General features: G+C 71.1%; 12 protein-coding genes. 9 read left to right on the top strand and 3 right to left on the bottom strand.

What is annotated here, in order from left to right; all coding sequences use genetic code 11:
• Positions 1–212 precede the first annotated feature (212 nt).
• Positions 213–704: a MarR family winged helix-turn-helix transcriptional regulator gene (locus tag ADK64_RS32065; protein ID WP_053664802.1), complete on the bottom strand. Its 492-nt coding sequence runs from the start codon at positions 702–704 to the stop codon at positions 213–215.
• A gap of 83 nt (positions 705–787) precedes the next feature.
• Here ADK64_RS32065 and ADK64_RS32060 point away from each other — a divergent pair, with 83 nt between their 5' ends.
• From ADK64_RS32060 to ADK64_RS32020, 9 genes are all read left to right on the top strand, one after another.
• The gene (locus ADK64_RS32060; protein ID WP_053664800.1) at positions 788–1,138 is read left to right on the top strand and encodes an HGxxPAAW family protein; all 351 of its coding nucleotides are present in this window, start codon (positions 788–790) and stop codon (positions 1,136–1,138) included.
• A gap of 171 nt (positions 1,139–1,309) precedes the next feature.
• A complete protein-coding gene (locus ADK64_RS32055; RefSeq protein WP_078992968.1) occupies positions 1,310–2,182 on the top strand; it encodes a DUF2797 domain-containing protein in 873 nt (290 codons plus the stop codon).
• Positions 2,183–2,281: 99 nt separating this feature from the next.
• The gene (locus ADK64_RS32050; protein WP_053664796.1) at positions 2,282–2,683 is read left to right on the top strand and encodes an antibiotic biosynthesis monooxygenase family protein; all 402 of its coding nucleotides are present in this window, start codon (positions 2,282–2,284) and stop codon (positions 2,681–2,683) included.
• A gap of 100 nt (positions 2,684–2,783) precedes the next feature.
• Positions 2,784–3,524, top strand: coding sequence for a response regulator transcription factor (locus ADK64_RS32045; protein WP_053664794.1), 741 nt, complete (start codon positions 2,784–2,786; stop codon positions 3,522–3,524).
• A complete protein-coding gene (locus ADK64_RS32040) occupies positions 3,521–5,179 on the top strand; it encodes a sensor histidine kinase (protein ID WP_078992967.1) in 1,659 nt (552 codons plus the stop codon). The genes ADK64_RS32045 and ADK64_RS32040 overlap by 4 nt, the downstream gene beginning before the upstream one ends.
• Before the next feature lie 14 nt (positions 5,180–5,193).
• Complete coding sequence (locus ADK64_RS32035; protein ID WP_053664792.1) at positions 5,194–6,690, top strand: bifunctional glycosyltransferase family 2/GtrA family protein; 1,497 nt, start codon at positions 5,194–5,196, stop codon at positions 6,688–6,690.
• On the top strand, positions 6,687–8,939 hold the full coding sequence (locus tag ADK64_RS32030) for a glycosyltransferase family 39 protein (protein WP_078992966.1): 2,253 nt from the start codon (positions 6,687–6,689) through the stop codon (positions 8,937–8,939). The genes ADK64_RS32035 and ADK64_RS32030 overlap by 4 nt, the downstream gene beginning before the upstream one ends.
• Positions 8,940–9,008: 69 nt before the next feature.
• Positions 9,009–10,394: an MFS transporter gene (locus ADK64_RS32025; RefSeq protein ID WP_199829763.1), complete on the top strand. Its 1,386-nt coding sequence runs from the start codon at positions 9,009–9,011 to the stop codon at positions 10,392–10,394.
• A 64-nt stretch (positions 10,395–10,458) separates the two neighbouring features.
• On the top strand, positions 10,459–11,214 hold the full coding sequence (locus ADK64_RS32020) for a TetR/AcrR family transcriptional regulator (protein WP_053664788.1): 756 nt from the start codon (positions 10,459–10,461) through the stop codon (positions 11,212–11,214).
• An 8-nt stretch (positions 11,215–11,222) separates the two neighbouring features.
• Here the strand turns inward: ADK64_RS32020 and ADK64_RS32015 are convergent, their stop codons facing one another.
• Positions 11,223–11,696: a PPOX class F420-dependent oxidoreductase gene (locus ADK64_RS32015; protein WP_053664785.1), complete on the bottom strand. Its 474-nt coding sequence runs from the start codon at positions 11,694–11,696 to the stop codon at positions 11,223–11,225.
• A gap of 49 nt (positions 11,697–11,745) precedes the next feature.
• On the bottom strand, positions 11,746–12,567 hold the full coding sequence (locus ADK64_RS32010) for a YceI family protein (RefSeq protein ID WP_053664783.1): 822 nt from the start codon (positions 12,565–12,567) through the stop codon (positions 11,746–11,748).
• Between the last annotated feature and the right edge of the window lie 49 nt (positions 12,568–12,616).

Raw genomic sequence — 12,616 nt, 5'->3', positions numbered from 1 at the left:
GTACTCCCCGACCCGTGCCGGGTTGGCGGGGCGCGTACATGTCAGCGCGACTCTAGATACTCGCCGGTACGGCCGAAAGGCCTGCCGAGAGAACATCGATGGATCGGTCCGTGGAGAAAAGGTGTCTGTACAAGTTCACCTGGAGGCGGGCTGATCCAACGGGTCGGTTCAAGGCCCGCTGCCCGCGGCCTGTGCACAGCGTGAGCGCGCTCTCAGCACTCCTCGTCGGGGTCGTTCCGGTTCAGCTTCTCCAGGTACTCGTGCGCCAGGTCGGTGGCCCGGGTGAACCAGTCGGTGATCACCGCCAGCTCCTCGGGGGAGTAGTCGGAGAACAGGTCCGTCAGACGTTTGTAGTGGCCCACGTACACCGCCTCGACGCGGGTGACGGCTTCCGGTACGGCGGCCACGCGGACCCGGCGGCGGTCCGTGGGGTCGGGGCGGCGGGTGACGTAGCCCGCGCGTTCGAGGCGGTTGAGGATGCCGGTCACCGCGCCGGTGGTGACGTGGGCCCGGGCGGCCAGGTCGCCGGCCGTCAGCAGATCGTCGCCGGCCTCCAGGACGAAGCCGAAACAGGTCAGGTCGGTGACGTTCAGGCCCAGCCGCCGGGCCAGCTCCTGCTGTCCGATCACATGGGCGGCGATGAGGTGATCCATCGCCGACAGCGCCCGGGCCGGGGTGGCGGGCGGTCGCGGCGTGCCGTGCATCTTTCGCAATCCCTTAGCTCGTGAGATATTCGTGGAGGTAACTTCTTAGCTCGTGAGGGAATCTCGTCCCTGGAGGTGACGGTATGAGTCTGTACGACGAGGGTCACACGATCGCCGGCTGGACCGGCTTCGCCATCGCGACCGCGGGCGGCGCCGTGGCGGGACTGGGGGTGTGCACGGCCTCCCTGCCGGTGGTCACGGTCGGCCTCGCCGTCGTGGCCGTGAGCGTCCTGGTGACCTGGCTCCTGCACCTGTCCGGCTGGGGCAAGCCGCCGGGGGTACGGCCGCGGGGGCAGTGGGGGATGCGGGTCCGGGACCCGCAGGCCCGGCGGGGGCATGCCGGGTGTGTCAGTTGCCGGCTGGCGGGGCGGGGGGTGCCGCGGGTCTCTGGGGTCGTTTCCGCTGAACCGACACCTCTGTCACCTGCCGAGTGACGTGCGTCGTGTGCACGGCGGTTGGTGATCGTCGTCTCTGGCTTCGGGGGCGGAGGTGATGCCCGACGCGCGAGCGGAACGAGCCTCCGCCGGGCGGTCGCGCGGATGTGCACGGTACCGCCGTCGGCCGCCCCACCCCGCTGTCGGACCCGCCCCCTACCCTCAAGAGTGATGCCACACGGATGGAAGTGCTCAGGTCTGCGCTGGTCGCCGGAAGGTCCCGTGCTGGTGTGGGACGGCGGGCGGCGCAGTGGGCTGTCCTGGGGGAAGCGGGTTGCCTTCGGCGTGCCGGAGGGGGGCGTGCGCGGGTGTGCGGGGGCGCGGGGGAACGCCTGTCCGGTGCGGGCCGTGGTGGCGGGGCGTAGTACGGGGGGCCGGTGCGAGGAGTGTGCGCGGCTGGACCGGGCGCACTCCGTGGCCGCCGACACCCTCGCCGATGATCCGCGGCCCTATCGGGTGTATCTCGCGTGGTTCGGGCCCGGGATGGTCAAGGTCGGGATCACCGCCGTCGAGCGGGGCAGCGCGCGGCTGCTCGAACAGGGCGCCGTCTGTTTCAGCTGGCTCGGCGCCGGTCCGCTGATGGCCGCCCGGCGCACCGAGGAGCTGCTGCGGGCCGCGCTCCGGGTGCCGGACCGGATTCCGTACGCCGAGAAGCGGGCGGTGCGGGCGGCGCTGCCCCGGACCGCGGCCGAGCGTGCCGCGGAGGTGCGGGAGCTTCATGCGCGGGCCGTGGCGCTCCGGACGTGGCCGGAGTCGCTGCGGCCCGCCGAGTGCCGGATCGTCGATCACGTCACCGCGTTCGGGCTCGACCGGGCGCCGGCCGCGTGCGGTGACGTCGTGGAACTGGTGCCGGGCGGCGCCGTGAGCGGGGAGCTGGTCGCGGCCGCCGGGCCCGACCTTCATCTGGCGGTCGGAGGGCGCGGGGTGGTCGTGCTCGACACCCGGCTGATGGCCGGGTGGGAGCTGGCGCCGCGGGAGCCGGGTGGCAGTGGACTCACCTTTCCCGTGCGGGAGTTCCGGGGTGAGCAGGGCGGGCTGTTCTGAGGCGATCGTGAACGCGATCGTAAAGAGATGGATCCCGGACGGGTCCCTTTCGGCAAGGTCCATGGACGACCGAGGGCACCGTCGCCGACCGTAGGTGTCATGAGCGTTCACGCGAGCGAGCCTGTCGCCCCCGTCCCCGTACCTGCCCATGAACCCCCTTACTACGCGGTCGTGTTCACCTCCGTCCGCCGCTTCGACAAAGCCTCCGAGCTGGATTCCGGCCAGGATTCCGACAAAGACGCCGGCGATTACCAGCGCACCGCCGCCCGCCTCTCCCGCCTGGTGCGGGACATCCCCGGCTTCCTCGGTGAGGACTTCGCCCACAGCCCGGGCGGGCTCGCCATCAGCGTCGCCTACTTCCGGGATCTCGACGGCATCGAGCGGTGGCGGCGGCACCCCGAGCACCTCGGCGCCAAGAGGCTCGGCCGGGACCGGTGGTTCGAGCAGTACGTCCTGCACATCGCCAAGGTCGAGCAGGCGCACGGCTTCGCGGGGCAGTGAGCGCTTCCCAGGTGCTGCCTGAGAGGTGCCTGTGTGTTTCTCAGGGAAATCACAGATTGCGGAAAGCCTCTTCTCAGAGGGCCCCGACAAGGTGTCCACCATGACCACGACCTCGCCCCGGGGGCGCACCGAACTGCTGAGGCCGGACGGGAGCCCCGTCCGAGTGCTTGTGGTGGACGACGAGCTGTCGATCACCGAACTGCTGAGCATGGCCCTTCGTTACGAGGGCTGGCAGATCAGGAGTGCGGGGGACGGGCAGGGGGCGATACAGACGGCCCGGGAGTTCCGGCCCGACGCCGTCGTGCTCGACATGATGCTGCCCGACATGGACGGGCTCGCCGTGCTGGGGCGGCTGCGGCGTGAACTGCCCGACGTGCCGGTCCTCTTCCTGACCGCCAAGGACGCCGTCGAGGACCGTATCGCCGGGCTCACCGCGGGCGGGGACGACTACGTCACCAAGCCGTTCAGCCTGGAGGAGGTCGTGGCGCGGCTGCGCGGGCTCATCCGCAGGTCCGGTGCCGCCGACCGGCGGTCCGACTCCGTGCTCGTCGTGGGGGATCTGACCCTCGACGAAGACAGTCACGAGGTGTCGCGGGCCGGGGAGAACATCCATCTCACCGCCACCGAGTTCGAGCTGCTGCGCTTCCTCATGCGCAATCCGCGGCGCGTGCTCAGCAAGGCGCAGATCCTGGACCGCGTGTGGTCGTACGACTTCGGCGGGCAGGCCAATGTCGTCGAGCTCTACATCTCCTACCTGCGGCGGAAGATCGACGCCGGGCGCGAGCCGATGATCCACACGCGGCGTGGGGCCGGTTATCTGATCAAGCCTGCCGTGTCATGAGCGGGCGACGGCGGACGGATCCGCGGGGGCGGCAGAAGCGACGAGTGGGCCAGCCGCGCACCCTGCGGACCCGGCTCGTCGTCGCGTCGGTGGTGCTGATCGCGGTGGTGTGCGCGGTGATCGGCACGGTCACCACACTCGCGCTGCGCTTGCACCTGTACGACCAGCTGGAAGGCAAGGTGAACGAGACCGCCGCGCGGGCGGTCGGTCACATGCTGGCTCCGGGCGGGGCGAACCCGGGTGGGGGCCCGCGGAATCCGGACCCCGCGGAGTCGGCCACCGCCACACCGAGCGACAAGGTCGTCACCCTGCTCACCAAGGGCCCGACCCAGCCCAACACCGTCGCCGCGTACGTGAAGAACGGCTCGATCGTCTCCGCCGCCGTCGCCCAGCAGCAGAACGACGACTACGGCCTCTTCAAGCGGATGCGGGCCGGCGATCTCAGCGCCGCGCAGAAGAAGGCGCTGAACGCCGTCTCGAAGGACAACAAGGCCCACAGCGTGGAGATCCCGGGGCTCGGGGACTACCTCGTCAAGTACGTGACGAGCCAGGACAGCAGCGACGTCTTCTACATCGCGCTGCCGACCAAGGACATCGACGACAACATCGACACCCTGATCCTCGTCGAAGTCAGCGTCACCGTCGCCGGCCTCATCGCCGCCACCCTCGCCGGGACCGTCATCGTCGGCGTCGCCACCCGCCCCCTGCGCAAGGTCGCCAACACCGCCACCCGTGTCTCCGAACTCCCGTTGCACTCCGGCGAGGTGAACCTCAGCGAGCGCGTCCCCGAGTCGGAGACCGACCCGCACACCGAGGTCGGCCAGGTCGGTGCCGCGCTCAACCGGATGCTCGACCATGTGCACGGCGCCCTGCACGCCCGGCAGCAGAGCGAGATGCGGGTACGGCAGTTCGTCGCGGACGCCAGTCATGAGCTGCGCACGCCGCTCGCCTCCATCCGCGGGTATGCCGAGCTGACCCGGCGCGGGCGCGAGCAGGTCGGGCCCGACACCCGGCATGCGCTGGGCCGGATCGAGTCCGAGGCGGGCCGGATGACCCTCCTCGTCGAGGATCTCCTCCTGCTCGCCCGGCTGGATGCCGGACGGCCCCTGCAGTTCGGGCAGACCGATCTCATTCCGCTCGTCGTGGACACCGTCAGCGACTCCCGCGCGGCCGGCATGGAGCACAACTGGCGGCTCGAGCTGCCCGATGAACCCGCCACGGTGTCCGCCGACGCGGCCCGCATCCAGCAGGTGCTCGTCAACCTGCTGGGCAACGCCCGCAAGCACACGCCACCCGGTACGACCGTCACCGCGCGCGTGCAGCGGCGCGGGCCGTGGATGTGCGTCGACGTCGAGGACAACGGGCAGGGGATTCCCCCCGAGTTGCTGCCGCACGTCTTCGAGCGGTTCGCGCGCGGCGACTCCGCGCGCTCGCGCTCCACCGGGTCGACCGGGCTCGGGCTCGCCATCGTGCAGGCCGTCGCGACCGCGCACGGCGGCGCCGTGACCGTCGACAGCGTTCCCGGGCGGACCGTGTTCACCGTGCATCTGCCCGCGCTTGCCCCGGCCGTCCGCCGGCCGGCCCCCGAAACGGACCGGCAATCGCACTCACAGGCACAGCACAGTGCCACCACATCGGTGCAACAGGGGGTTTGACGAGAGTCGTTCGCATGCGAACCGACTCTTCTCCCGGCACCCTGCCGGCGCGGGAGCACCTCCCGGCCGCAGCCGCCGGTACGCCTGTCCTGGACGTAGTGATCCCCGTCTACAACGAGGAGAAGGACCTCCAGCCGTGCGTCCGCAGACTGCACGAGCACCTCACGCGTACCTTCCCGTACGCGTTCCGCATCACCATCGCGGACAACGCGTCCACGGACACCACTCCTCAGGTGGCCGCGTGGCTGGAGCAGGAGATCCCCGAGGTCACCAACTTCCGGCTGGAGCAGAAGGGGCGCGGCCGGGCCCTGAGGACCGTGTGGTCGGCGTCGAACGCGCCGATCCTCGCCTACATGGACGTCGACCTGTCCACCGACCTCAACGCCCTGCTGCCGCTGGTCGCCCCGCTGATCTCCGGCCACTCGGACCTTGCCATCGGCTCCCGGCTCGCCCGCACCTCGCGCGTCGTGCGTGGCCCCAAGCGGGAGTTCATCAGCCGTGCCTACAACATGATCCTGCGCGGCTCGCTGCAGGCCCGCTTCTCGGACGCGCAGTGCGGCTTCAAGGCGATCCGGCGCGATGTGGCCCAGGTCCTGCTGCCGCTGGTGGAGGACACCGGCTGGTTCTTCGACACCGAGATGCTGGTGCTCGCCGAGCGGGCCGGGCTGCGGATCCACGAGGTGCCGGTCGACTGGGTGGACGACCCCGACTCCACCGTGCACATCGTGAGGACCGCGACCGACGACCTCAAGGGCGTCTGGCGGGTCGGCAAGGCCCTGGCCACCGGTTCGCTGTCGCTGGACCGCCTCACCCGGCCCTTCGGCGACGACCCGCGCGACCGCGACCTGACCAACGTGCCCACGGGACTTGCCCGTCAGCTCGTCGGATTCTGTGTGGTCGGCGCCCTGTCGACCCTCTTCTACCTGGTCCTCTACAGCCTCTTCCGGCAGTTCTCCGGCTCCCAGACCGCCAACGCGCTCGCCCTGCTGGTCTCGGCGGTCGCCAACACGGCCGCCAACCGCCGGCTCACCTTCGGGGTGCGCGGCCGGGGCGGCGCCGTACGGCACCAGGCGCAGGGCCTGGTCGTCTTCGGCATCGGTCTCGTCCTGACCAGCGGCTCCCTGGCCGCCCTCGACGCGGCCGGTTCCAGCCCGGCGCACTCCACCGAGCTGGCGGTGCTCATCGCCGCCAACCTCGCCGCGACCGTGCTGCGTTTCCTGCTCTTCCGCGCCTGGGTCTTCCCGGACCGCGGTGAGTCCGACACCTGTGCGTCGACCGTGGTCGCCGCCCACACCCCGGCCCCGCCGGTCCACGGCACGAGCACGACATCGCCGTACGGCACGACCGCTGCGTACCCGACCGCTCCGTACGCGCCGCTGCCGCAGCGTGCGGTTCCGCACCCGACCACCCAGGTCCGCGCCGGTGAAGCCGCGGACGGCAGCTGGAGGGACGCCACCATGCGACTGCAGCCGGTGCGCCCTCACGACACCGATCCGAGGGACCCCCGATGACCACCCGGTACGAAGCGTCGACCAGCGAGCACAGCGGTACGGCGACGTGGGGACCGCCCACGACCGCTCCCCCGCACCCGGCGGCCGACGCGCCCAGGCAGCCGTTCGTCCGCAGAGTGTGGCGCGGCCGGCCCGAGGACCCGCGCTGGGCACGCCCGGCCTTCCTCGGCCTGCTGGCCGCCACCCTCCTGCTCTATCTGTACGACCTCAGCGCCTCCGGCTACTCCAACTCCTTCTACTCGGCGGCCGTACAGGCGGGCAGCAAGTCCTGGAAGGCGTTCTTCTTCGGCTCGCTGGACGCGGGCAACGCCATCACCGTCGACAAGCCGTCGGCCTTCCTGTGGCCCATGGAGCTGTCGGTCCGGATCTTCGGCCTGAACTCGTGGGCGATCCTCACGCCCGAGGTGCTGATGGGCGTGGGCGCGGTGGCCGTCGTGTACGCGGGCGTACGGCGCCGGTTCAGCCCGGTGGCGGGTCTGGTCGCGGGCGCGGTGCTCGCGCTCACCCCCGTCGCCGCGCTGATGTTCCGGTTCAACAACCCGGACGCGATGCTGGCCCTGCTGATGGCGCTGGCCTGCTACTTCGTCGTACGGGCGGTGGAGGACGGCCGGACGAGGTGGCTGGTGTGGGCCGGGGCGGCGATCGGCTTCGCCTTCCTCGCCAAGACGCTCCAGGCGTTCCTGATCCTGCCGCCGCTGGCGATCGTCTACGCCGTCTGCGGTCCGGTGAAGCTGCGGAAGCGGCTCGGCCAACTGGCCCTCGCCGCCGTCGCGCTGGTCGTCTCCGGCGGCTGGTGGGTCGCGGTCGTCGAGCTGTGGCCGGCCTCGTCCCGCCCCTACATCGGCGGTTCGCAGAACAACAGCTTCCTGGAGCTGACCTTCGGCTACAACGGCCTCGGCCGGATCAACGGTGACGAGACCGGCAGTGTCGGCGGCGGCGGTGGCGCGGGCGGGACCGGCCAGTGGGGCGAGACCGGGTGGGACCGGATGTTCAACTCCGAGATCGGCAGCCAGATCTCCTGGCTGCTCCCGGCCGCGCTGATCCTGCTGGTCGCGGGCCTGGTGGCCACCCTCCCCCACTCTCGGCTTCGCTCGAGCGGGGGGACCCCCACGCTCAAGCGGACGTCCGTCACCCGGGCCTCGTTCCTGGTGTGGGGTGGGTCGCTGCTGAGCACCCTGGTGGTCTTCAGCTACATGGCGGGCATCTTCCACCAGTACTACACGGTGGCCCTCGCCCCCTACCTCGCGGCCGTGACCGGCATGGGCGCCGGGCTGCTGTGGGAGAAGCGGCGGGAGCTGTGGGCGTCGATCACCCTCGCCGCCTCCGTGGTCGCGGCCGCGGCCTGGGGTTACGTCCTGCTCAACCGCACCTCCACCTACCTTCCCTGGCTGAAGTGGCTGGTGCTGATCGGCGGTCTGGCGGCAGCGCTGGGCCTGGTCTTCGCCGGCCGGATCCCCCGGCGGCTCGCCCTCGGGGCGGCGGCGGTGGGCCTGGTGGCCGCGCTCGCCGGTCCGACGGCGTACACGCTCAGCACGGTGGACTCCGCGCACACCGGCTCCATCCCGACGGCGGGTCCGGCGGGCGCGAGCATGATGGGCTTCGGCGGCGGTGGCGGCCCGGGCGGCGGCAAGGGCGGCGGCTTCGGCGGCGGGATGCCCGGCCAGAACGGCCAGAACGGCCAGAACCAGCCGGGGCGGAACGGCACCGGGAACACGCAGGGCCAGGGCCGGAACGGGAACGGCGGCCCGGGCGGTGGCTTCGGCGGCGGCACGCCGGGCCGGAACGGCCGGACCGGCCAGAACCAGCAGAACGGCAACGGCTTCCCCGGCGGCGGCAGGGCGGGCGAGGGCGGCATGGGCGGCGGCGGTGGCGCCGGCGGCCTGCTGAACGGCGCGAACGTCACCTCCGCGGCCAAGGAGCTGCTGGAGAAGAACGCGTCCCGGTACACCTGGGTCGCCGCGTCCATCGGATCCCAGAACGCGGCCAGCTACCAGCTCGCCACCGGTGACCCGGTGATGGCGATCGGCGGCTTCAACGGCACCGACCCGTCCCCGACGCTCGCGCAGTTCAAGAAGTACGTGGCGGACGGGAAGATCCACTACTTCATCGCGGGCGGCGGCTTCGGCGGCGGGGGCGGCAGCAGCAGCGGTGCGGCGTCCCGGATCAGCTCGTGGGTCCAGAGCAACTTCAAGAAGGTGACGGTCGGTTCGGCCACCTTCTACGACCTCACGCAGAAGAAGAGCGGCTGACCGAACGGCCGCCCGGCCGCACCGGCATCGTGTTGTACACCGTATAGCGACAGCTATACGGTGTACAGCATGTCCAGCTCCCAAGGCCACCCCCAGCGGTGGCTGATCCTCGGCGTCATCTGTCTGGCACAGCTCACCGTGCTGCTCGACAACACCGTCCTGAACGTGGCCGTCCCCTCGCTGACCCGTGAGCTGCACGCGGCCACCTCGGACATCCAGTGGATGATCAACGCCTACTCCCTGGTGCAGTCCGGTCTGCTGCTCACCGCGGGCAGCGCCGCCGACCGCTACGGCCGCAAGAAGATGCTGATGGCCGGTCTCGTGCTGTTCGGCATCGGCTCGCTCGCGGCCGGACTCGCCCACTCCACCGGCCAGTTGATCGCCGCCCGGGCCGGCATGGGCATAGGCGGCGCGCTGCTGGTGACCACCACGCTGGCGGTGGCGATGCAGATCTTCCCGCCCGAGGAGCAGCAGAAGGCGATCGGCATCTGGGCCGCGGTCAACGCGCTGGGCTTCGCGACCGGTCCGCTGATCGGCGGCTTCCTGCTGGGCCACTTCTGGTGGGGCTCGATGTTCCTGATCAACATCCCGGTGGCGGCGCTGGCCCTGGTCGCGGTCGTGGCGCTCGTACCGGAGTCGAAGAACCCACGGGGCGAGCGTCCGGACCTGTTCGGCGCGCTGCTGTCCACCATCGGCATGGCGGCGGTCGTCTTCGCGATCATCTCCGGCCCCCACCACGGCTGGACGTCGGCGCGGGTGCTCGTCACGGCGGCCGTGGCGGTGCTCGTTCTCGGGGCCTTCGCCTGGTGGGAGAGCCGGGTGGACGAGCCGATGCTCGACCTCCACTTCTTCCGGAACCGGCGGTTCACGGGTGCGGTCGCCGGGGCCGTGCTCATCGCCTTCGGCATGACCGGCTCGCTGTTCCTGCTCACCCAGCATCTGCAGTTCGTGCTCGGCTACGGGCCGTTGGAGGCCGGAGTGCGGACCGCTCCGCTGGCGCTGACCGTGGTGGTGCTCAACTTCACCGGTATCGCGGCGAAGTGGTCCACGAAGATGGGCACGCCGGTGTCGATCGCGCTCGGCATGGTGCTGATGTCGGCGGGCCTGGTGACCATCGCCGAGATCGACACCGACGGCTACGCCGGCACGCTGCTGGGCCTTCTGCTCATCGGTGCCGGGTGCGCGATAGCCAACCCGGCCATGGCCCACGCCATCATGAGCGCGATCCCTCCGGAGAAGGCGGGGGCGGGGGCCGGGATCAACGGCACGCTCGCCGAGTTCGGCAACGGACTGGGGGTGGCCGTTCTCGGTGCCGTGCTCAGCTCTTCGGTCGCCGCGGGAGGGTCGCTGTCCGCCGGTCTCGGCGCCGGTCAGTTGGTGGGGGCGGTCGCCGTGCTGGTCGGGGGGTTCGTGGCGGCGGGGCTGCTGCGCAGGGCCGAGCGGGTGGCCGCCTAGGGGTTCGGCGGGCCCGCGCCCCTAAGGTTGGACCACTTGTCCGGAGTTTCGGGAGGATGCGCCGATGGTGAAGGAATCTGCGCGGTCGGCGCGGGACAGCGTCTGGCTCGAGGAGAAGGCCCCGCGCAGTGGGCGCAGTGGCCAGCCCTCCGGGCTCGACCGGGAGCGGATCACCGCGGTGTCCGTGCGGCTGCTGGACGCCGAGGGGCTGGCGAAGTTCTCCATGCGGCGGCTGGCGGCCGAGCTGAACGTCACCGCGATGTCCCTGTACTGGTACGTCGACACCAAGGACCATCTGCTCGAACTCGCCCTGGACGCGGCCTACGGCGAGCTGCTGCTGCCCACCGCCGAGGACGACGCCGACTGGCGGGAGCAGCTGCGGTCGCTCGCGGCGGAGTACCGGTCCCTCCTCGTGCGCCACCCCTGGCTGTCCCCGCTGGAGGGCCGGTATCTCAACATCGGCCCCCGGTCGCTGGCCTTCTCACGCACCGTGCAGCGCGTCATCCGCAGCACCGGGCTGCCGGCCCACCGGCTGATGAGCGCCGTCTCGGCCGTCTTCCAGTTCGTGTACGGCTACGGCACGGTCGAGGCCACGTTCATGTCCCGGATCGCGGACTCCGGTCTGACCCCGGACGCCTACCACCAACAGGTCCTGGACTCGGTCCAGCAGGACGCCCGGGCCGCCCACTACCTCCGGGACGCCAAGGAGATCATGGAGGCCCGCGGCGGCGACACGGTCGCCGAGATCCTGAACCGGGACTTCAGCTACGCCCTGGACCTGCTGGTGGCGGGCATCGAGGCGATGGTCGAACGCGGCTGACGCCGCCGCTACCCCTCGTCCGCCACCAGCCGCGCCGGAAACCCCCCGGTGGCGATCGGGCCCCACCGCTCGGGTGTCACCCGGATGATGGACTTGCCCTGCTTGACCATCGCCGCCCGGTATTCGTCCCAGTCGGGATGTTCACCGGCGATGTTGCGGTAGTACTCGACCAGCGGTTCCACGGAGTCGGGGGTGTCGATGACCTCGGCCGTGCCGTCGATCTGCACCCAGGGGCCGTTCCACTCGTCGCTCAGCACGAGCAGGGCCACCCGCGTGTCCCGCTTGGCGTTGCGGGTCTTGGCCCGCTCCGGGTAGGTCGAGACGACGATCCGTCCCGCGTCGTCGACCCCGCAGGTCAGCGGGGAGGCCTGCGGCCCGCCATCGGCGCGCCGCGTGATGAGCAGGGCGCGATGGCGGGGCCGTACGAAGTCCAGCAGCTCGTCCAGCGATACACGGGTGTTGGTAGCGATGTTCGGTGCCATGGGGGCAGCCTAGGGGCAACTCGTGCCCCGGTGGCTGACCCTGCTGTGCCTACGCCTGGGGCAGCGAGTCGCCCTGCACCGCCTGGATGTCCAGCTCGACCTTCAGGGTCGTGCCGATGGCGGCGATACCGGCCTGGAGCACCTGGTTGTAGTTCATCGCGAAGTCCTCGCGGCGCAGCTCGGCCGTCGCGCGGAACGCCGCCCGCGTGCCGCCCCACGGGTCCGCGCCGGTGCCCAGGTACGCCAGGTCCAGGTCGACGGGTCGTACCACCCCGTGCATGGACAGCTCGCCCTGGACGGTCCAGCGGTCGGAGCCGGCCAGCGTCAGACCGGTGGACCGGTAGGTGATCTCCGGATGCCGCTCTACGTCCAGGAAGTCCGCGGACTTCAGGTGCGTGTCGCGCATGCCGTTGCCCGTGTCGACGGACGCGGCCTTGATCACCGCCTCCACGCGGGACTTGGCGACGTCGTCGGGCGCGATCTCGATCGTGCCGCCGAACTCCGTGAACCGGCCGTGCACGCTGGAGATGCCCAGGTGCTGGGCGACCGCGGCCACGGAGGAGTGCACCGGGTCGATCGTCCAGGGGCCGGGCGGCGGCAGCTCGGTGCCGCCCTGCCGGGTCAGTGTCACCGTGCCGACCTCGGCCCGGCCGCTCGCGGTGACGATCGCGGAGGAGGCGGCGGGTGCGTATCCCACGGCTGTCACGATGACCGTGTACGCCCCCGGAGCCAGCTCGGTGGTGTCCCGTACGGCCCCCTCGGCATCCGTCTCGGCGCGCAGCACCTGCGCACCGGTCATGTCGGTCACCGTGACGACCGCGTGCGACACGGCCCACCCGTCACGCGTGCGGATCTTCGCGGTCAGTCCCATCCCGTTTTCTCCCTGCAAAGCCTTACAAAATGGTCTCAACGAACCGGCC

Origin of the sequence: Streptomyces sp. MMG1121, assembly GCF_001280015.1 — a bacterium.
GTDB lineage: Bacteria > Actinomycetota > Actinomycetes > Streptomycetales > Streptomycetaceae > Streptomyces.
Note: the sequence above shows the minus strand (reverse complement) of the source record. Positions and strands in the feature narration are given on the sequence as shown.